Origin of the sequence: Mycolicibacterium confluentis (assembly GCF_010729895.1) — a bacterium.
In the GTDB taxonomy this organism is placed as follows: Bacteria; Actinomycetota; Actinomycetes; order Mycobacteriales; family Mycobacteriaceae; genus Mycobacterium; species Mycobacterium confluentis.
Genome location: NZ_AP022612.1, coordinates 2,758,486 through 2,777,872, shown reverse-complemented (window position 1 = coordinate 2,777,872; position 19,387 = coordinate 2,758,486). Strand labels below are relative to the sequence as shown.

The 19,387-nt window shown below is 69.5% G+C and carries 19 protein-coding genes; 15 read left to right on the top strand and 4 right to left on the bottom strand.

The annotated features are described in order from the left end of the window. The gene (gene pyrF, locus G6N34_RS12845; protein WP_085157587.1) at positions 1-819 is read left to right on the top strand and encodes an orotidine-5'-phosphate decarboxylase; all 819 of its coding nucleotides are present in this window, start codon (positions 1-3) and stop codon (positions 817-819) included. Positions 820-936: 117 nt separating this feature from the next. Here pyrF and G6N34_RS27735 read toward each other — a convergent pair whose 3' ends face one another. Continuing rightward, a complete protein-coding gene (locus G6N34_RS27735) occupies positions 937-1,392 on the bottom strand; it encodes a hypothetical protein (RefSeq protein ID WP_085157590.1) in 456 nt (151 codons plus the stop codon). A gap of 499 nt (positions 1,393-1,891) precedes the next feature. Here G6N34_RS27735 and mihF point away from each other — a divergent pair, with 499 nt between their 5' ends. The 5 genes from mihF (at position 1,892) to metK (ending at position 5,808) form a co-directional block, all read left to right on the top strand. Further along, a complete protein-coding gene (gene mihF, locus G6N34_RS12835) occupies positions 1,892-2,209 on the top strand; it encodes an integration host factor, actinobacterial type (RefSeq protein ID WP_068246092.1) in 318 nt (105 codons plus the stop codon). A 7-nt stretch (positions 2,210-2,216) separates the two neighbouring features. Further along, positions 2,217-2,810, top strand: coding sequence for a guanylate kinase (gmk, locus tag G6N34_RS12830; RefSeq protein WP_085157594.1), 594 nt, complete (start codon positions 2,217-2,219; stop codon positions 2,808-2,810). A 54-nt stretch (positions 2,811-2,864) separates the two neighbouring features. Continuing rightward, positions 2,865-3,179 (top strand): DNA-directed RNA polymerase subunit omega, encoded by a 315-nt coding sequence (gene rpoZ / locus G6N34_RS12825; RefSeq protein ID WP_085157597.1) that lies wholly within the window; start codon positions 2,865-2,867, stop codon positions 3,177-3,179. A 47-nt stretch (positions 3,180-3,226) separates the two neighbouring features. Continuing rightward, positions 3,227-4,468: a bifunctional phosphopantothenoylcysteine decarboxylase/phosphopantothenate--cysteine ligase CoaBC gene (coaBC, locus tag G6N34_RS12820; RefSeq protein WP_085157600.1), complete on the top strand. Its 1,242-nt coding sequence runs from the start codon at positions 3,227-3,229 to the stop codon at positions 4,466-4,468. A 128-nt stretch (positions 4,469-4,596) separates the two neighbouring features. After that, positions 4,597-5,808, top strand: coding sequence for a methionine adenosyltransferase (gene metK / locus G6N34_RS12815; RefSeq protein ID WP_179965749.1), 1,212 nt, complete (start codon positions 4,597-4,599; stop codon positions 5,806-5,808). A gap of 78 nt (positions 5,809-5,886) precedes the next feature. Here the strand turns inward: metK and G6N34_RS12810 are convergent, their stop codons facing one another. Next, positions 5,887-6,822 (bottom strand): alpha/beta hydrolase, encoded by a 936-nt coding sequence (locus G6N34_RS12810; RefSeq protein ID WP_085157607.1) that lies wholly within the window; start codon positions 6,820-6,822, stop codon positions 5,887-5,889. An 89-nt stretch (positions 6,823-6,911) separates the two neighbouring features. On the opposite strand from G6N34_RS12810, the gene G6N34_RS12805 reads away from it, so the two are divergent. From G6N34_RS12805 to ribD, 8 genes are all read left to right on the top strand, one after another. Further along, positions 6,912-7,598 carry a lysoplasmalogenase gene (locus tag G6N34_RS12805; protein ID WP_085157610.1) on the top strand — a complete coding sequence of 229 codons (687 nt, stop codon included), beginning with the start codon at positions 6,912-6,914 and terminating at the stop codon, positions 7,596-7,598. 50 nt (positions 7,599-7,648) lie between these two features. After that, positions 7,649-9,616, top strand: a complete 1,968-nt coding sequence (locus G6N34_RS12800) for a primosomal protein N' (protein ID WP_085157635.1) — start codon at positions 7,649-7,651, stop codon at positions 9,614-9,616. 142 nt (positions 9,617-9,758) lie between these two features. Then, on the top strand, positions 9,759-11,582 hold the full coding sequence (locus G6N34_RS12795; RefSeq protein WP_163645378.1) for a DUF2207 domain-containing protein: 1,824 nt from the start codon (positions 9,759-9,761) through the stop codon (positions 11,580-11,582). Next, positions 11,576-12,112, top strand: coding sequence for a LemA family protein (locus G6N34_RS12790; RefSeq protein WP_085154842.1), 537 nt, complete (start codon positions 11,576-11,578; stop codon positions 12,110-12,112). Before G6N34_RS12795 ends, G6N34_RS12790 begins: the two co-directional genes overlap by 7 nt. A gap of 42 nt (positions 12,113-12,154) precedes the next feature. Continuing rightward, the gene (gene fmt, locus G6N34_RS12785; RefSeq protein ID WP_085154840.1) at positions 12,155-13,084 is read left to right on the top strand and encodes a methionyl-tRNA formyltransferase; all 930 of its coding nucleotides are present in this window, start codon (positions 12,155-12,157) and stop codon (positions 13,082-13,084) included. Next, positions 13,081-14,472, top strand: coding sequence for an RsmB/NOP family class I SAM-dependent RNA methyltransferase (locus G6N34_RS12780; RefSeq protein WP_085154838.1), 1,392 nt, complete (start codon positions 13,081-13,083; stop codon positions 14,470-14,472). Before fmt ends, G6N34_RS12780 begins: the two co-directional genes overlap by 4 nt. 5 nt (positions 14,473-14,477) lie before the next feature. Then, positions 14,478-15,167 (top strand): ribulose-phosphate 3-epimerase, encoded by a 690-nt coding sequence (gene rpe / locus G6N34_RS12775; RefSeq protein WP_085154873.1) that lies wholly within the window; start codon positions 14,478-14,480, stop codon positions 15,165-15,167. A 14-nt stretch (positions 15,168-15,181) separates the two neighbouring features. Continuing rightward, the gene (ribD, locus tag G6N34_RS12770) at positions 15,182-16,180 is read left to right on the top strand and encodes a bifunctional diaminohydroxyphosphoribosylaminopyrimidine deaminase/5-amino-6-(5-phosphoribosylamino)uracil reductase RibD (protein ID WP_085154836.1); all 999 of its coding nucleotides are present in this window, start codon (positions 15,182-15,184) and stop codon (positions 16,178-16,180) included. Here the strand turns inward: ribD and G6N34_RS12765 are convergent. Both G6N34_RS12765 and G6N34_RS12760 read right to left on the bottom strand, forming a co-directional pair. Further along, the gene (locus G6N34_RS12765; RefSeq protein ID WP_085154835.1) at positions 16,177-17,748 is read right to left on the bottom strand and encodes an MFS transporter; all 1,572 of its coding nucleotides are present in this window, start codon (positions 17,746-17,748) and stop codon (positions 16,177-16,179) included. The genes ribD and G6N34_RS12765 overlap by 4 nt on opposite strands. After that, a complete protein-coding gene (locus G6N34_RS12760; RefSeq protein WP_109788625.1) occupies positions 17,748-18,464 on the bottom strand; it encodes an LppX_LprAFG lipoprotein in 717 nt (238 codons plus the stop codon). Before G6N34_RS12760 ends, G6N34_RS12765 begins: the two co-directional genes overlap by 1 nt. Before the next feature lie 51 nt (positions 18,465-18,515). Here G6N34_RS12760 and G6N34_RS12755 point away from each other — a divergent pair, with 51 nt between their 5' ends. Further along, entirely contained in the window at positions 18,516-19,124 is a 609-nt protein-coding gene (locus tag G6N34_RS12755) for a riboflavin synthase (protein WP_085154832.1), read from the top strand. Positions 19,125-19,387: the final 263 nt, after the last annotated feature.

Here is a 19,387-nt window from a genome sequence, read left to right as displayed (position 1 = left end):
GTGGCGCGGTTCGGGGTCCGACTGGCCGAGGCCGTCGCGGCCCGCGGACCTCTGTGCCTGGGCATCGACCCGCATCCGGGACTGCTGGACGCGTGGTCGCTGCCGCGCACCGCCGACGGCCTGGCGGCGTTCAGCGCGATCTGCGTCGAGGCGTTCGCCGACTTCGCCATCGTCAAACCCCAGGTGGCGTTCTTCGAGGCCTACGGCTCAGCCGGTTTCGCGGTGCTCGAGCGCACGATCGCCGATCTGCGCTCGGCGGGCGTGCTGGTGCTCTCCGACGCCAAGCGCGGTGACATCGGCACGACCATGGCCGCCTACGCGCAGGCCTGGGCGGGGGAGTCGCCATTGGCCAGCGACGCGGTCACGGCGTCGCCGTATCTCGGCTTCGGCTCGCTGCAACCCCTGCTGGAGACCGCCGCCGAGAACGGCCGCGGGGTGTTCGTGCTGGCTGCCACCTCCAACCCGGAGGGTGCCAGTGTGCAGGGCGTGGTGCGCGAGGACGGTCGCACGCTCGCGCAGTCGATCGTCGACGAGGCCGCCGCGGTCAACGCCGCCGACCCACCCGGGTTCGTGGGCGTGGTCGTCGGCGCGACCCTGACGTCGGTGCCCGACGTGAGCAACCTCGGCGGCCCGGTCCTGGTGCCAGGCGTGGGCGCCCAGGGTGGGCGGCCCGAGGCGCTGCAGGGACTCGGCGGCGCGCATCCGGGCCAGCTTCTGCCCGCGGTGTCGCGGGAGGTGCTGCGCGCGGGCCCACAGGTGGCCGATCTGCGCGCCGCGGCCGAGAAGATGCGCGAGGCCGTCGCCCACCTGGCCGGCTGAGCTCTCGAGCGCTTGAGCTCCTCGAAACTTAAACCTCTGCGACGCATCACGGCGTGTCATCGCAGAGGTTTAAGTGTCGCGGCAGGGGCTTGTCAGGACCCCTGACTCAGAGCTGGATCACAACGGGATCCAGATGCCGAAGAACCAGAATCCCCAGTGGTTGAAGTCGGGTCGGAAGATGGGCGTCACCCAGCTCCCGCGGTAGTTGAACGGCCGGTGGTCGAAGCGGCCCTGGTCCATGCCGCGCCAAGCCAGGCCGGGGGGCGGTGGTGGCGGGGGACCGCCGAATCCGCCTGGAGGCCGCTCAGGTCCCCGTGGAGGCCCTCCTGGGCCGCCGGGACCCCATGGACCGCCTGGATGGCCCGGAGGTCCCTGCTGGGGCCCACCGGGGCGTCCCGGACCGCCTGGGCCGCCGGGACCACCGGGCTGCTGGCAGCCGGGGCCGCACGGCGGACCACCCGGCCCGCCCGGCCCACCGGGTGCGGCCGCCGCGACACCCGCCCCAAGGGTCGCGGCGGACAGACTTGCGGTGATGAGGATGGCTGACGCGCTGGTCAGGCGCTTGAAGCGCATGTGGGATTCCTTCCAGGGGGAAGACGAACGAGCGGACCCCGACATCGAGGGACGCTAAGAGCGGCACCTGTGAATGCGCTGTCAAAGACATGTGTGTGCCGTAGGCGGTCGCGGATGTCCCGACACGCCGCGACACGCACGCAGAGTTTCGCCGAACTTCCTTGGCTGGGCCGCCGGCGAAGCACTTGACCTGCACAATGCGGCCCCGGCCACGCCCGCCGGGATTGAAATGCCATCTGTACTGGGCAAACACACCCAAGTCGGGCGGGTTGCGGGAGCGCGTCGACCAGTCTCGGGCGGTGATCTTCGGCATCGGAACCCCGCGATGTGGGCCCTAATACGCTGGGCGTTTAACCGCGAAACCAGGGGGTGGGGTTAGATTTCGTCACAGAGCCTGGGTACGGTCGTCGTCGCTGGCTGGCGTACCCGGCCAAGGCACAACAAGTCGTTGACACCCATGTGTCCTCGGCGCGAGAAATGGCAATGAGACGGAGGAATCGTGGCCCTTCCCCAGTTGACCGACGAACAGCGCGCGGCAGCGTTGGAGAAGGCTGCTGCCGCTCGTCGAGCACGAGCCGAACTCAAGGATCGGCTCAAGCGCGGCGGCACCAACCTCAAGCAGGTCCTGAAGGACGCCGAGACCGATGAGGTCCTCGGCAAGATGAAGGTTTCCGCGCTGCTCGAGGCCCTGCCCAAGGTTGGCAAGGTCAAGGCGCAGGAGATCATGACCGAGCTGGAAATCGCCCCGACCCGCCGCCTGCGCGGTCTCGGCGACCGGCAGCGCAAGGCGCTGCTGGACAAGTTCGACCCGTCCTAAGCGGTCAGTGAGCACTGGCGGAGGACCGGACGGCCGCGTGGTCGTGCTGTCCGGTCCTTCCGCGGTCGGTAAGTCGACCGTCGTTCGCTGCCTGCGGGAACGGATCCCCGAGCTGTATTTCAGCGTCTCGGCCACCACCAGGGCCCCGCGCCCCGGTGAGGTCGACGGTGTGGATTACCACTTCGTGTCCGCAGAGCAGTTCCAGAGCCTGATCGAGCGCGATGAGCTGCTCGAATGGGCTGAGATTCACGGCGGTCTGCAGCGCTCGGGAACCCCGAGGGACGCTGTGCAGGCCGCTATGCATGCAGGTCGGCCCGTGTTGATCGAGGTCGATCTTGCGGGTGCGCGTGCCGTCAAGGCCGCGATGCCCACCGCGTTGAGCGTCTTCCTGGCCCCGCCGAGTTGGGCCGTTCTGGAGGCGCGCCTCGTCGGACGAGGCACCGAAACGCCCGAAGTCATGGAGCGCAGACTGGCCACCGCACGGGCGGAACTGGCGGCTCAAGACGACTTCGACGTCGTCGTCGTGAACAGGGAATTGGAAAGCGCCTGCTCTGAATTGGTATCCTTGCTGGTGGGACATGCGCCGGAAGCCCATCCTTAGGGCTTCGACAGCCAGCGCAAACCGAAACTTTTACACCATCTGCCAGGAGATTCAGTGACCAACTCGCACGCCGACACCCTGACCGCCACCGATGCGGTCGACGCCGCGGGATTCGGCGCCTACGACACTCCGCTGGGCATCACGAATCCCCCAATCGACGAGCTGCTGGACCGCGTGTCGAGCAAGTACGCGCTGGTGATCTACGCCGCCAAGCGGGCCCGTCAGATCAACGATTACTACAACCAGCTCGGTGACGGCATCCTCGAGTACGTCGGCCCGCTGGTCGAGCCCGGCCTGCAGGAGAAGCCGCTGTCGATCGCGATGCGCGAGATCCACGGCGACCTGCTCGAGCACACCGAGGGCGAGTAGCGACACAGGCCCACACCGATGAGCCCCAGCGGAGGAGAGCGATCCTGATGGCTCGCAAACGGATCATCGTCGGTGTGGCAGGCGGAATCGCCGCCTACAAGGCGTGTTCTGTGGTCCGCCAACTCACCGAGGCCGGCCATGAGGTGCGGGTTGTCCCCACCGAGTCCGCGCTGAAGTTCGTCGGCGCCGCCACGTTCGAGGCGTTGTCGGGCAACCCGGTGCGCACCGGGGTCTTCGAAGACGTGCCCGAGGTGCCCCATGTCCGCATCGGGCAGCAGGCCGACCTGATGGTCGTGGCCCCCGCGACCGCGGACCTGCTGGCCCGTGCCGTGGCCGGACGCGCCGACGATCTGTTGACCGCGACGCTGCTGACCGTGCGCTGTCCGGTGCTCTACGCCCCGGCCATGCACACCGAGATGTGGCTGCACCCCGCAACCGTCGACAATGTCGAGACGCTGCGCAGCCGCGGTGCCGTCGTCCTCGAACCGGCCTCCGGCCGCCTGACCGGCGCCGACACCGGACCGGGCCGACTGCCCGAACCCGAAGAGATCACGACCTTCGCCGAGCTGCTGTTGGCCCGCGCCGACGCGCTGCCCCACGACCTCGCCGGAACCAAGCTCCTGGTGACCGCGGGCGGCACCCGTGAACCCCTGGATCCCGTCCGCTTCATCGGCAACCGCAGTTCCGGCAAGCAGGGTTACGCCGTGGCCCGCGTGGCCGCGCAGCGCGGCGCCGAGGTGACGCTGATCGCCGGAAACACCGCAGGCCTGGCAGACCCGGCGGGTGTGCACGTCGTGCACATCGGATCGGCGGCGCAGTTGCGCGACGCGGTGTCCAAGCACGCCCCCGACGCCAATGCGCTCGTGATGGCCGCGGCCGTCGCGGATTTCCGGCCCGCCACCGTCGCGACCGCCAAGATCAAGAAGGGCGGCGCCGAGGAGCCCAGTTCGATCGACCTGATCCGCAACGACGACGTGCTCGCCGGCGCCGTGCAGGCCCGCACCGACGGCCAACTGCCCAACATGCGGGTGATCGTCGGTTTTGCTGCCGAGACCGGCGACGCGAACGGCGACGTGCTGTTCCATGCGCGCGCCAAGCTCCGGCGCAAGGGCTGTGACCTGCTGGTCGTCAATGCGGTCGGGGACGGTCGCGCGTTCGAGGTCGACAACAATGACGGCTGGTTGCTGGCCGCCGACGGCACCGAGTCGGCGCTTGAGCACGGGTCGAAGACGTTGATGGCGAGTCGTATCGTGGACTCGGTCGCGGCGCTGCTCCAGGATCGGGGCTGAAACGCCGCCAGTGCCACTCAGATTGCGCATAAGTGTTGCCCGTGGGCACGCTGCCGAGGTCTGATGGCGCGGCGATATGCTCGGCGAACTAAATGACCACCAGGCTTCCGAGCCGGAAGGACGTAAACGTGAGCGATAAGAGTCGGCTGTTCACCAGTGAGTCGGTGACCGAGGGGCATCCCGACAAGATCTGTGACGCGATCAGCGACTCGGTGCTCGACGCGCTTCTCGCCCAGGATCCGAGGTCCCGGGTGGCCGTGGAGACACTCGTCACCACCGGTCAGGTCCACGTGGTCGGTGAGGTCACGACGACGGCCAAGGAGGCCTTCGCCGACATCACCAACATCGTTCGCGAGCGCATCCTCGACATCGGCTACGACTCGTCGGACAAGGGTTTCGACGGCGCCTCCTGCGGTGTGAACATCGGCATCGGCGCGCAGTCTCCGGATATCGCGCAGGGCGTCGACACCGCCCATGAGGCCCGCGTCGAGGGCGCTGGCGACCCGCTGGACGCCCAGGGCGCCGGCGACCAGGGCCTGATGTTCGGCTATGCCATCAAGGACACCCCTGAGCTGATGCCGCTGCCGATCGCGCTGGCGCACCGCCTGTCGCGTCGTCTGACCGAGGTCCGCAAGAACGGCGTGCTGGACTACCTGCGGCCCGACGGTAAGACCCAGGTCACCGTGCAGTACGACGGCACCACTCCGGTCCGCCTGGACACGGTCGTGCTCTCGACGCAGCACGCGGCGGGCATCGACCTCGAGGCGACGCTGACCCCGGATATCCGGGAGAAGGTCGTCAACACCGTGCTGGCCGACCTCAACCACGACACGCTGGACACCTCCGACTTCCGGCTGCTGGTCAACCCCACCGGCAAGTTCGAGCTGGGCGGCCCGATGGGTGACGCCGGCCTGACCGGCCGCAAGATCATCGTCGACACCTACGGCGGCTGGGCGCGCCACGGCGGCGGCGCCTTCTCCGGCAAGGATCCGTCAAAGGTGGACCGCTCGGCGGCCTACGCGATGCGCTGGGTGGCAAAGAACGTCGTGGCCGCGGGCCTGGCCGAGCGCATCGAGGTTCAGGTGGCCTACGCGATCGGCAAGGCCGCACCCGTGGGCCTGTTCGTCGAGACGTTCGGTTCGGAGACCGTCGACCCGGCCCGGATCGAGAAGGCCATCACCAGCGTGTTCGACCTGCGGCCCGGCGCGATCATCCGCGATCTGGACCTGCTGCGCCCGATCTATGCGCAGACCGCCGCCTACGGCCACTTCGGGCGCACCGACGTGGAACTGCCGTGGGAGCAGCTGAACAAGGTCGAGGAGCTCAAAGCTTCCGTCTAGAAGCCTCGCAAGTGCACTGAGGGTCGTGATCCGGACAGGATCACGACCCTCAGTGCATTTCGGCTGCGGGGCTGAGTGTCAGCCGTGCAGCGCGCGCCGCAGCGCGGCCATCCCGCGATCCTTGGCCTCGGTGGTCGCGGGCACAAGACCGGCGAACGCCAGATAGCCGTGCACCAGATCTTCGGCGTTGTCGTAGGTGACGGGCACTCCCGCGGCCTCGAGCAGTTCGGCGTACCAGCGGCCACCGTCGCGGAGCGGGTCGTGCCCCGCCACCGCGACATACGCCGGCGGCAGCCCCTCCAGGCTCGCCGCCCGCTCGGGGGCCAGCGTCGCGGGCAGGGCCGCGAGATCCGACAGGTCGAGGTGACCGGCGTACCACGCGGTGAACCCGTCGACCGCGGCCGTGTCGAGGATGGGCGCATCGGCGTTCTCGGTGAACGACGGCAGCGTCGGGTCCGAGGTGATCGCCGGGTACCACAGCAGCTGGAACACCAGCGCCGGTCCGCCCTCGTCGCGGGCCATCTGCGCCACCACCGCGGCGAGGTTTCCGCCCGCCGAGTCGCCGGCCACCGCGAGCCGACTCGGATCGCCGCCGAACTCCCCGGCGTGTTCGCCGACCCAGCGCGTCACGGCCCAGACATCCTGCACCGCAGCCGGATACGGCTCCTCGGGCGCCAGACGGTACTCCACGGCAACCACGATCGCCTCGGCGTCGGCGGCGTGCTGGCGGGCCTGGTTGTCGTAGGTGTCGAGATCGCCCACGGCGAAGCCGCCGCCGTGGAAGAACAGCACGACCGGCGACGAGGACTCGTGCTGCGCCGGCCAGTAGATCCGAATCGGGATGTCACCGGCCTCACCGGCGACCTGACGGTCCTCGCTGCGCACCTCGGGGTGCAGGGCCGGGCGCGGCAGGTCAGCGAACAGCTTGCGGGCCACGTTGGGGCCGTCGGCGGGGGTCAACCGGAAGGGCGCGACGTCGAGCACCTGCTGAAGGATCGGATCGATGCTTGGCATCGCACCAACCTAGCCGTTCGCAGTGTTGCCCTGCTCGACCCGTCCGCTACCTTCGCAGGGTGGTCACGCCTCCAGAACTCCGAACGCAGATGTGGTTGGCCGGCGCGGTCGTCGGTGCCGCCTACGGCGTATTCCTGATCGCGGTCGCCGTCTCCTCACCCGCTGGCGCGGCACTGACCGGGCAGTTCGCCGGTCAGCCCGTCGTGAAGGCCCTGATGGCCGTCCTGCTGGCGGTCGCAGCCACCGCGCACCCCCTGATCCGGGAGCGACGGTGGCTCGTTGCGGCCCTGCTGTTCTCGGCGCTGGGCGACTTCCTGCTCGCGATCCCGTGGTGGGAACCCTCGTTCGTCGGCGGTCTCGGGGCGTTCCTGGTGGCCCATGTGTGCTTCCTCGGTGCGCTGATCCCGCTGTGGTCACCGTCGCCGGTGCGCCTGGTCGCCGCGGCGGTGGTCGTCGTGTCGTGCATCGCGCTGCTGGTCTGGTTCTGGCCGAATCTGGCCGAGCAGGGGTTGACGGTGCCGGTCACGCTGTACATCACGGTGCTCGGCGCAATGGTGTGTGCGGCGCTGATGGCCCGCCTGCCCACGGTGTGGACCGCGCTGGGCGCGGTGTCCTTCGCGGTGTCGGACTCGATGATCGGCATCTCGGAGTTCGTCCGCCACGACCAACTGCTGGCCGTGCCGATCTGGTGGGCCTACGCGGCCGCGATGGTCATGATCACCGCGGGCCTGCTCTTTCGGCGTTCGTCGGTGCAGCCTGCTGAACTGGTGCGGTGACCAGTACCCGGACAGCGGCCGAGCACGAACCCATCGCCCGGGTGCTGCCGATGCTCACCGTGCCGCACCTCGATCGCGAGTTCGACTACCTGGTCAGCGCCGAACAGTCCGATGACGCCCAACCCGGGGTCCGGGTTCGAGTGCGGTTCCACGGCCGTCTGGTCGACGGGTTCATCCTGGAACGTCGCAGCGACACCGACCACGCCGGGAAACTCGGCTGGCTCGATCGGGTGGTGTCGGCTGAACCCGTGCTGACCCCGGAGATCCGCAGACTGGTCGACGCCGTCGCGGCACGGTACGCGGGTATCCGCGCCGACGTGCTGCGGCTGGCCATCCCACCCCGGCACGCCCGCGCAGAACGAGACATCGCCACGGCGGAAACACCTTTGACGTTCGAGCCGCCGGACCCGACGCCGTGGTCGGGATATCGCGGAGGGGAGTCGTTCCTGACGGCGCTCGCCGAGGCGCGGGCCGTGCGCGCGGTGTGGCAGGCGCTGCCCGGTGAGTCCTGGGCCGACCGCTTCGCCGACATGGCCGCGGCGACGCTGTGCGGGGGACGGGGTGTCGTCGCGGTGGTGCCCGATCAGCGCGATGTCGACGCGCTGTACGCCAGCACCGTGGCGCGACTCGGCAAGGATGCGGCCTCGACGGTCGTCGCGCTCTCGGCGGGCCTGGGCCCCTCCGCGCGCTACCGACGGTGGCTGGCGGCCCTGCGCGGCAACGCCTCGGTCGTGATCGGCACCCGCAGTGCGGTGTTCGCGCCCGTGACGGCGCTGGGCCTGGTGCTGATCTGGGACGACGGCGACGACACCCTGGCCGAACCGCGCGCGCCCTATCCGCACGCGCGCGACGTGGCGATGCTGCGGGCACATCAGATGCGTTGTGCCGCAGTCATCGGCGGCTACGCGCGGACCGCCGAGGCGCAGGCACTGGTGCGCAGTGGGTGGGCCCACGATCTGGTGGCGACGCGTCCCGTGCTGCGGGCCCGCGCACCGCGCGTCGTGGCGTTGGAGAACGACGGCTTCCAGCAGGAACGGGATGCCGCCGCGCATTCGGCGCGTCTGCCCTCGGTGGCACTGCAGGCCGCGCGGACCGCACTGCAGGCCGAGCGGCCCGTGCTGGTGCAGGTGCCGCGGCGCGGATACGTGCCGTCGCTGGCGTGCGCCAAGTGCCGCACCGTGGCCCGCTGCCGACACTGCACGGGCCCGCTGTCGCTCACCGATCGGCTCACCACCGGTGCGGTGTGCCGATGGTGCGGGCGGCACGACTCGACGCTGCGCTGCGTGCGCTGCGGTTCGGACGCGGTGCGCGCCGTCGTGATCGGATCCCGCAGGACCGCAGAGGAATTGGGCCGCGCGTTCCCGGGGACGACGATCGTCACATCGTCGGGCGAGTCGATGGTGAGCACGGTCGAGGACGGCCCGGTGGTCGCGGTCGCGACGCCGGGTGCCGAACCCGCGGCACCGCACGGGTACGGCGCGGCACTGCTGCTGGACGCCTGGGCGCTTTTGGGCCGTCAGGATCTGCGCGCCGCGGAGGACACGCTGCGGCGATGGCTGGGGGCGGCGGCGCTGGTGCGTCCGCATTCCGAGGGCGGGGCGGTGGTCGTGGTGGCCGAGGCATCGCTGCCGACGGTCCAGTGCCTGGTGCGCTGGGACCCGGTCGGGGCCGCTGAAGCCGAACTCGACTCCCGCGCCGAGGTGGGCCTGCCGCCGAGCGTGCACATCGCCGCCCTCGACGGAACCTCCGACGGGGTTTCCGCACTGCTGGAGACGGCGGGCCTGCCCGGTGACCTCGCGGGCCCGATGGACGTCCTCGGCCCCGTCGACCTGCCCCTCGGCGCAAGGCGGCCCGCCGGACTCGACCCCGACGCCGAGGTGATCCGCATGCTCGTGCGCGTGAGACGAGACCAGGGTCTGGAGCTCGCGTCGACGCTTCGACGCGCCACCGGGGTGCTCAGCGCGCGCCGCGACCACGAATTGGTGCGAGTTCAGGTGGATCCACTGCACATAGGCTGAGGAGCACCAGCTGAGGGGGGCGGGCGAGCAGGCGCCGGTGCCGCGGTGGTGGTGGCTCGTGGTGCACGGCCGCCGATCCGGACTCGCACATCACGCTGTTGCGCTTAGTGTGTAGCCCAGCGCAGAGAGTCGAGGGTGATGCATGGGCTGGTTGGGCCGGCTGTTCAAGTGGACGATCCTGTTCCTCCTGCTCGCTGGCGCCGTGCTCTGGCCCGCCGTGTTCACCGACGCGCCCGACGAGAATGCCAGCCCGCCGTCCGACCCGGTCACCATCACCGACTATGTCGCCGACTACCAGGTGGACGCGGACGGCAACCTGACTGCGACCGAGACGATCACCGCGGACTTCCCCAGCGGCAGGCATGGCCTGTTCCGTTACTGGGATGTGGTCAACCCCAACAATTCCCGCATCCGTCAGGTGCCCGAGATCACCTCGATCCTGATGGACGGCGACACGATCCCCTACGAAATGCTGTGGCGCAACGGCGACCGGTTCAGCGTCGCGAAGATCGGCGACCCGGACAGCTACCTGGACTACGGCGAGCACATCTTCGAGATCCGCTACACGGTCCCGGGAGTCCTCGATCCCGGCGACACCGCAGCGGCCAAGAGTTTCGCCAGCGACACCGGCACCATCACGGACACACCGCCGACGGTGTTCTACTGGAACGTGATCTCGCCGGGCTGGGACAACTACATCTATCGCTCCTCCGTCACGGTGACCCTGCCCGCGGCCATCACGGGAGCGCAGTGCTCGGTGGGCGTGGGAACGGGTGAGCCGTGCACGCAACTGAGCGCCGACGGCAGGACACTGACCGTGGCGACCGAGGGACTGCAACCGCGCACACCTGTGACCGTGCGGGCCGGGGTCGACATGCCCACACCGCCACGGGCCGAACTGCCCTGGGCCTTCGAATTCGACCGGATCCTGGGCCGGTCGGTGTCGGGCGTGCAGTGGGCGATCGCGTGGACGATCCTCGGGGCGATCGGCGCGATCCTGCTGTACCGGAGCACGGTGGAGAAACCACCGGGTTTTCCGCTGCAGTACGCGCCGCCCGAGGGGTTGGGCCCCGTACAGACCGAGTACATCCGGACCGAGTCGGTCAGCGACAACGCGGTGACCGCCACGCTGTTCCACCTCGCCGACCGTGGGCTCATCCAGATGAACCAGGTGGGCAAGAAGAAGTGGTCGATCCGCAACGACGCCAAACTCGCCGACTGGGCCGACGTCGATCCCGTCAGCCTGACGCTCGCGTCCGCGCTCAAGATCAACAAACCCGGCGGCGAGTTCGACGCCAACGGCACCGCGAAATCGGGGGAGCGGCTCTCCAAAGCCAAGTCGGAGCAGGCCGATGCGGTGCGAAAGTGGGCTTTCGATGAGGGTCTGATGGTGAAGCGTCGCGTGGAGTACGCCGTGCGGGTGGTCAATCTGATCGCTCTGGTGTGCGCGGGCATGGCCGTCTTCCGATTCCTGTTCCCGGTGACCATGTGGGTGATCCCCTTCGCTGTGGTCTTCCTTCTCACGGCGCCCGCATGGGTCGACGGGGTCGGAAGCCGGCGCACCGCAGCGGGCCGCGAACTGTGGTCACGCGCGGGTGGATTCCACCGCATGCTGGTCACCGACGCGGCCGAGGCACGATTCGACTTCGCTGCCCGCAAGGACCTCTACACCGCATACCTGCCGTACGCGGTCGCGGGAGGGGCGGCCGCGCTGTGGGCGAAGAAGTATCACGATCTCACCGGACAGGTTGCCCCGCAGCCTGATTGGTACCAATCGTCTGGTTCCGGTCAGTCCTTCACGGACAGTTCCGGCGCACCCAGTTTCGACAGTTTCGAATCAGCTCTGTCCTCCTCGATCGGCGCCTACGCGGCCACCCAGACGTCCTCCAGCAGCGGAGGCGGCGGTGGTGGCGGAGGCGGTGGTGGTGGAGGCGGGGGCGGCGGCGGAGGAGGCGGCTCATGGTGAGGTTCGTGTTGGTGCTGGTGCTGCTCATCGCGATTGCGGTGCTGGTGGTGTTCGTGGTGGGCTACAACAAGATTCGGGCGGCCGACGTCCGCGTCGACGAAGCCCTCGGCGGAATCGACGTGCAGTTGACTCGGCGCGCGTCCCTGATTCCGGGCCTGGTCAGCACCGTGGCGTCCTTCGCGGCGCACGAGAAGGCGATTCTGGATCATGTCACGACCGCGCGGGCCGCCCTGGCGTCGTCGACGACGGGCACCTCCGTCGCGCAGCGCAGCGCCGCCGAACGCGACTTCGACAACGCGGTGGGCCAGGTGCTGGCACTGGGGCAGACCTACCCGCAGCTGAACTCGTCGACCAACTTCCTCAACCTGCAGCAGAACCTCGCCGACACCGAGGACAAGTTGGCGTTCGCCCGGCAGTACTACAACGACGCGGTCGCCTCCCTGAATCGGACCATCGGCAGCATCCCGTGGATGTTCGTCGCGGGCCCGACCGGCGTGGGTGAACGGGAGTACTACCAGACCCCGCGATGAGCGGTTTGCGGCGCTGCGCCGTCGCCCGCCTAGACTGACGCGGTGCGTCTCGTCTTTGCCGGCACCCCGGAGCCCGCCCTGCCGTCGTTGCAGCGGCTCATCGACTCGCCCCGGCACGACGTCGTGGCGGTGCTCACCCGCCCCGACGCGGCCGCGGGCCGGCGCGGCAAGCCTGCGCCGTCGCCCGTCGCGAAACTGGCCTTGGAACAGGGCATTCCGGTGCTGCGGCCGGCCCGCCCCAACGAGCCCGAGTTCGTCGCCGAACTGACCGAACTGGCTCCCGACTGCTGCGCCGTGGTGGCCTACGGGGCGCTGCTCAAGCCCGAGCTGCTCGCGGTGCCCCGGTACGGGTGGATCAATCTGCACTTCTCGGTGTTGCCCGCCTGGCGCGGCGCCGCCCCGGTGCAGGCCGCGATCGCGGCAGGCGACTCCGTCACCGGCGCGAGCACCTTCCAGATCGAACCCGACCTCGACACCGGCCCGGTGTACGGAGTGATCACCGAGACGATCGCCCCGACCGACACCTCGGGTGATCTGCTGACGCGCCTCGCCGACGCCGGCGCGGGTCTGCTCGAAGCCACCCTCGACGGCGTCGAGGACGGTGTGCTGAACGCGGTGCCGCAGTCGACCGACGGTGTCTCGCTGGCCCCCAAGATCACCGTCGAACAGGCCCGCGTGGACTGGAACCTGCCCGCCCACATCGTCGAACGTCGCATCCGCGCGCACACCCCCGCGCCCGGGGCGTGGACCGTGATCGGCGACGTCCGGGTCAAACTCGGGCCCGTCACCGTCGACCCCGACGGCGAGGCGCTCCCCCCGGGACGCGTCGAGGCCGGCAGGCGCAGCGTGCGCATCGGCACGGGCTCGCAGGCGGTGGTACTCGGTGTGCTGCAACCGCCCGGCAAGAAACCCATGGCCGCGGCCGACTGGGCCCGCGGTGCACGCCTGTCCGACGGGGTGGACGCGTCATGAGCGACAAACGCGGAGGGCGCGGGCGGGCCCCCAAGGCGATGGATCCCGCTCGGCGGGCCGCCTTCGACGTCCTGCGGGCTGTCTCGACCCGGGACTCCTACGCCAACCTGTTGCTGCCCGCCCTGCTGCGCGAGCGCGGGATCACGGGCCGTGACGCCGCGTTCGCCAGCGAGCTGACCTATGGCACGTCACGCTGCCGGGGCCTGCTCGACGCGATCATCGCCGCGGCCGCCGATCGGCCCACCGATCGCATCGACCCCGTGCTGCTCGACCTGCTGCGGCTCGGTGCCTATCAGCTGCTGCGCACCAGGGTCGAGCCGCACGCCGTGCTGGCCACCACCGTCGATCAGGCGAAGATCGAATTCGACTTCGCCCGAGGCGGTTTCGTCAACGCCGTGCTGCGTGCCATCTCCGCCAAGGACGAGCAGGCCTGGATCGCCGAACTGGCGCCGGACCGCCGCACCGACCCCGTCGGGTACACCGCGTTCGCGCACGCGCACCCGCGCTGGATCGCACAGGCCTTCGCCGATGCGTTGGGGGCGAGCGCGGGTGAACTCGACGCGCTGCTGACCGCCGACGACGACCGCCCGAAGGTGCACCTGGCGGCTCGCCCCGGGGTGCTGACGGCCGCGGAGTTGGCCGAGGCCGTCGGCGGGACGCCCGGTGATTACTCGCCGTACGCGGTGTATCTGCCGGGCGGTGATCCCGGCGCGCTCGCCCCCGTGCGTGACGGCGCGGCGCTCGTGCAGGACGAGGGCAGCCAGTTGGTGGCCCAGGCGCTGACCCGGGCACCCCTGCGCGGTCCCGACGGCGGACGCTGGCTGGACCTGTGTTCGGGCCCCGGCGGCAAGACCGCGCTGATCGCTGCGATCGGCGCGCAGACCGGCGCCCGCGTGACGGCGATCGAACCCGCGTCCCAGCGCGCCGACATGGTCCGCGAGAACACCCGTGGCCTCGACGTCGAGGTGGTGGAGGCCGACGGCCGAGAGTTGCTGCCGGGGGCAGCGGCAGGTTTCGACCGGGTGCTGGTCGACGCGCCCTGCACCGGACTGGGTGCGCTGCGCCGCCGCCCCGAGGCCCGCTGGCGTCGCAACCCCTCCGACGTGCCCGAACTGACCAAACTGCAGAAGGAACTGCTGGCCTCGGCGATCGCCATGACCCGGCCCGGCGGCGTCGTGCTGTACGCGACCTGCTCACCGCATCTGGCGGAGACCGCGGGTGTGGTCGCCGACGCGGTCCGTCGCCACAACGTCACGCTGCTGGACACCCCGGCACTGTTCGCTCCGGCGCAGGGCACCGCCACGGGTCCGCAGGGCCAGTACGTCCAGTTGTGGCCGCATCGGCACGGCACTGATGCGATGTTCGCCGCGGCGCTGACAGTAGGGTGATCGTCGTGTCTGCTGCATCTGAACGCCCCCTGATCGCCCCGTCCATCCTGTCCGCTGATTTCGCCCGGTTGGCTGATGAGGTGGCCGCCGTCGCGGGTGCGGATTGGCTGCACGTGGATGTCATGGACAACCACTTCGTGCCCAACCTGACGTTGGGCCTGCCGATCGTCGAGAGCCTGCTGAAGGTCACGGACATCCCGATGGACTGCCATCTGATGATCGAGGAGCCCGAGCGCTGGGCCCCGCCGTACGCCGAGGCCGGCGCCTACAACGTGACCTTTCACGCCGAGGCGACGCAGCAGCCCGTGAAGGTGGCCCGCGACATCCGCGCGGCGGGAGCCAAGGCCGGCCTGTCGGTCAAGCCCGGCACCCCGATCGATCCGTACCTCGAGATCCTGCCGGAGTTCGACACCCTGCTGATCATGTCCGTCGAACCCGGATTCGGCGGCCAGAAGTTCATCCCCGAGGTGCTGTCCAAGGTTGGCGTCGTCCGCCGCCTGGTCGACGCGGGGGAGTTGACCATCGTCGTGGAGATCGACGGCGGCATCAACTCCGACACCATCGAGGCGGCCGCTGAGGCCGGGGTGGACTGCTTCGTCGCCGGATCCGCGGTGTACAACGCGGCGGACCCCGCCGAGGCGGTGCGGGCGCTTCGGGCCCAGGCCGCGGCGGCCGCACCTCACCTGGCGCTGTGACCCCCGAGGCCGCCATGCGGGCGGCGATCGCCGAGGCCGAACGAGTCAAGGGCAGCACGTACCCGAATCCTCCTGTCGGAGCGGTCATCCTGAACGCCAACGGCGACATCGTCGGAGCCGGCGGCACCCAACCCGTCGGCGGTGCACACGCCGAGGTGATGGCGCTGCGGCAGGCTGGTGCGGCCGCCCGCGGGGGCACGGCCGTCGTCACGCTGGAACCGTGCAACCATCACGGCCGGACCCCACCCTGTGTGGAAGCGCTTCTGGCGGCGGGTGTTTCGCGCGTCGTCTTCGCGGTGTCCGATCCGAATCAGGAGGCCGCGGGTGGTGCGGCGGCGCTCGCCGAGGCGGGCGTCGAGGTGCTCGGCGGTGTACTCGCCGGTGACGTCGAGTCCGGGTCACTGCGCGAGTGGCTGCACAAGCAGCGCACCGGACGACCCCACGTGACGTGGAAATTCGCCGGCAGCATCGACGGGCGCAGCGCGGCCGCCGACGGCAGCAGCCAGTGGATCACCGGACCCGTGGCACGCGCCGATGTGCACCGTCGCCGTGCCGCCTCCGACGCCATCGTGGTGGGGACCGGGACGGTGTTCGCCGACGATCCGCGCCTGACGGCGCGCACCCCAGAGGGGGAACTGGCCGAGCATCAACCGCTTCGGGTCGTCGTCGGCATGCGGGAGATCTCGCAGGACGCCAATGTCCTCAACGAGGATTCGCGCACCATGCTGATCCGCACGCACGATCCGCACGAGGTGATCCGGGCCCTGACCGACCGCACCGACGTCTTCATCGAGGGCGGCGCCGCGCTCGCGTCGGCGTTCCTGCGGGCCGGCCTGGTGGACCGGATCCTGGCCTACGTCGCGCCGATCCTGCTCGGCGGCCCCAACTCCGTCGTCGACGACGTGGGCGTCGCCTCGATCACCCGGGCCTCGAAATGGCGGTACGACGTGATCGAGCACGTCGAGCCCGACCTGCTGTTGAGCCTCGTGCCGGACCAGGCCGAACAGGCCTAGCCGTCGGCGCGGTGCCTGCCGATCTGCTGGGTTTCGGGCTCCGGTGACTCGGACTGCACGAGTTCAGGTTCGGGCTCGGCGTGGACGTCGCGTGCCGCGATCAGCAGACCGATGACAGCGCCCACAACACACACGATCGCGGTGATGCCGAACATCTCGCCGTACTGCATCGAGAATGCCAGCTTGTACTTGGCGGCCTCGGCGGCCACCCGGGCCGCGAGTGTGTCGCCGCCCTCGCTGGGCAGGGTCGCCACGATCTGGTTGAACCGGTAGAGACCCCAGGCGGAGAGGGCCGCGACGCCCACCAGCATGCCCGTCATGCGCGCCACCACGACCAGCGATGACGCGATGCCGTGCTGCACCGCAGGCACGACGCGCAGCGCGGCCGAGGTCAGCGGTCCGATCACCAGGCCCAGACCGAAGCCGGCGAGCAACAGGTCGGTGGAGAACGCGGGCAGTTCGATGAAGCCGAGGTTGTGCTTCTCGTTGAGCACGTCGACACCCCAGTTGGACACCAGCCAGTACGCAAGGCCGGACAGCATCATGCCGACGAACACCAGGATGCGGTCGCCGATGCGGGTCGCGATCGCGCCGCCGATCAGTGCGCCGACCGGCAGTGCGGCCAGGAACCACGTCAGCTTGAGCGCGGCGTCCACCTGATTCAGGCCCAGCACACCCTGGCCGAACAGCTCGACGTTGACCAGCGTCACCATCAACGCGGCGCCCGCGCACATCGATGTGCCGAGTGAGGCCAGGAACGGCACCATCTTCACGCCCGCGGGGTCGATCAGCTTGGTGCGCGAGTACCGCTCCCAGACGAAGAAGGCGACGGCCACCACGACCGCGCCCGCCACCAGCAGCAGGCCGTGCTCAGGCAGGATCTGCTTGCCGTCCGGGCGGGGGTTGTAGAGGCCGATCACGGCCAGGCCCAGCGCGACGGCCAACAGCACGCCGCCGACGATGTCGACGCGCTCGCGCGGACCCGTTCCGCGGTCGTGCGACGGAACACTGATGTGGATCAACACCATGCACACGACCGTGAACGGGATGTTGATCCAGAACACGTCGCGCCAGGTGTTGAACAGCGCCACGATCGCGACGCCCCACAGCGGACCCAGCACACTCCCGAGCTCCTGCGCCGCGCCGATTCCGCCGAGCACCGCGGCACGGTTGCGCGCCGCCCACAGATCAGCTGCCAGCGCCAGGGTCACCGGCAGCAGCGCACCACTGGCGACGCCCTGGATGACACGGCCGATGACGAGCATCGTCAGATCATCGGAGAGCGCGGTGACCACCGAACCGAGGGCGAAGCCCGCCAGGCCCAACTGCAGCACCAGCTTTCGGCCAACCCGGTCAGAGGCGCGGCCCAACAGCGGCATCGCCGCGATGTAGCCGAGCAGATAGCCCGTGATGATCGGGGCCACGCGCTGGATCTGGTTGATCGGGATGCCGACGTCTTTCATGATGTCGACCATGATCGTGACGACGACGTAGGTGTCGACGGCCCCAAGCAGGACGGCGAGCCCGCCCGCGCTGATCGCGGTCCAGCGCCTGGCCTCCGGTTGCATCAGACCTGAGGCTTGGTGACGGTGACGGGCTCATTCCACTCGGAGAGGGCCACCACGACCGAACCGCCGCCGGCAGGCTCAACCTCGGCCTGCACGAGGTTGTGGTCGCCGTCCTTGGCGATCCAGGCGGTGCCCGGGACCGAACCGCTGGCCTTCAGCTGAGGAATCAGCTTGTTGACGGCGTCGGCGTTGACCGAACCGGTCACCCGCACGGTCTCCACGCCGTTGATCGTCTCGGTGGCCTCAGACTTGGCGTCGGAGAAGCTGGCCAGCATGTTGGCCAGGCCGTTCTCGGGGTTCAGGATCGTCGACGGGTCGTAGATGTCGGCGGCCGGACCCATGTCGAGCCAGCTGTTGGGGGTCATCGCCGCGTACAGCGTGTTGTCGATGACGACGAGGTCGACGTCGATGTCGGAGCCGCCCATCGTGATGGTGGCGCTGCCCTGAACGGCGGTCGCGGGCACGTTGGTCAGGTCGCCGGTGAGGCGCTTGACCGGCAGGCCCTCGATGGTGCCGTCGACCGTGATCTCGAGGTGCCCGCTCTTCAGGCCCTTGGTGGCCTGGCTGGACTGTTCGAGCAGGCCCGCGGCGTCGGGCAGGTCTTCGGTGGGCTTTGACGACGACGAACAGCCCACAACCAGAGCGGCGGCGGTGCTGACGGCGGCGAGGGACAGGGCGATCCGGGACACGAGTCGACTCGGCTGCATGGTTTGCATCGTAGAGGGTGCGTCGACCCCACAGGTCAAGCGCAGGTCTAGCCTTGACGCGTGTTCACGGGAATCGTCGAAGAATTGGGCGAAGTCGTCGACAAGGAAGACCTTGCCGATGCGGCGCGTTTCGTCATCCGCGGGCCGGTCGTCACAGCCGATGCGGGCCATGGCGACTCGATCGCGGTCAACGGTGTGTGCCTGACGGTCGTCGAGGTGATGCCGGGCGGTCAGTTCAGCGCGGATGTGATGGCCGAGACGCTCGACCGGTCCAGCCTGGCCGGGTTGTCCGCCGGGTCCCGGGTGAACCTCGAACGGGCCGCAGCGGTCAACAGCCGCCTCGGCGGGCACATCGTGCAGGGACATGTCGACGGCACCGGCACGATCGTCTCGCGGTCCCCGTCCGAGCACTGGGAGGTCGTGCGGATCACGCTGCCGCAGAACCTGTCCCGCTACGTCGTGGAGAAGGGGTCGATCACCGTCGACGGCATCTCGCTGACGGTGTCCGGTCTCGGCGGTGACGCCGACGGCGACTGGTTCGAGGTGTCGTTGATCCCGACCACCCGGGAGCTGACCACCCTGGGCACGGCCCCGGTCGGCACGCCGGTGAATCTCGAGGTCGACGTCATCGCGAAGTACGTCGAACGCCTGCTCGCCAACCAGCGGTAGCGGTTTCCCTGCCTTCGCAGTCGTCACGTGTGCTTGGTCACAGATTCGGCCCGCGGGCGCGCAACAGCGCACGAGGTCTGCGGGCGCGGCGTGCGCTGTTCGCCGACGCCGACCTGCAAGGACGTCAACAGCGGATTGACCCGCGTAATGGGGTCGGAGGGGCCGGTCGTGGGTGGTGGTGCTGCCAGTGACCTGCGGGAAGTAACCACCGCATTTCGGTGGTTCATACTGATGGCACGTTTTGTTCGTTTCAGAGGGTTTTG

Bases quoted from the DNA above. Each gene is read 5' to 3' on its own strand.
- G6N34_RS27735 (WP_085157590.1), bottom strand. From the start codon at position 1,392: ATGCGCTTCAAGCGCCTGACCAGCGCGTCAGCCATCCTCATCACCGCA.
- coaBC (WP_085157600.1), top strand. From the start codon at position 3,227: ATGGCTCGCAAACGGATCATCGTCGGTGTGGCAGGCGGAATCGCCGCC.
- G6N34_RS12810 (WP_085157607.1), bottom strand. From the start codon at position 6,822: ATGCCAAGCATCGATCCGATCCTTCAGCAGGTGCTCGACGTCGCGCCC.
- G6N34_RS12805 (WP_085157610.1), top strand. From the start codon at position 6,912: ATGTGGTTGGCCGGCGCGGTCGTCGGTGCCGCCTACGGCGTATTCCTG.
- G6N34_RS12800 (WP_085157635.1), top strand. From the start codon at position 7,649: ATGCTCACCGTGCCGCACCTCGATCGCGAGTTCGACTACCTGGTCAGC.
- G6N34_RS12795 (WP_163645378.1), top strand. From the start codon at position 9,759: ATGGGCTGGTTGGGCCGGCTGTTCAAGTGGACGATCCTGTTCCTCCTG.
- G6N34_RS12790 (WP_085154842.1), top strand. From the start codon at position 11,576: ATGGTGAGGTTCGTGTTGGTGCTGGTGCTGCTCATCGCGATTGCGGTG.
- G6N34_RS12780 (WP_085154838.1), top strand. From the start codon at position 13,081: ATGAGCGACAAACGCGGAGGGCGCGGGCGGGCCCCCAAGGCGATGGAT.
- ribD (WP_085154836.1), top strand. From the start codon at position 15,182: ATGCGGGCGGCGATCGCCGAGGCCGAACGAGTCAAGGGCAGCACGTAC.
- G6N34_RS12765 (WP_085154835.1), bottom strand. From the start codon at position 17,748: ATGCAACCGGAGGCCAGGCGCTGGACCGCGATCAGCGCGGGCGGGCTC.
- G6N34_RS12760 (WP_109788625.1), bottom strand. From the start codon at position 18,464: ATGCAAACCATGCAGCCGAGTCGACTCGTGTCCCGGATCGCCCTGTCC.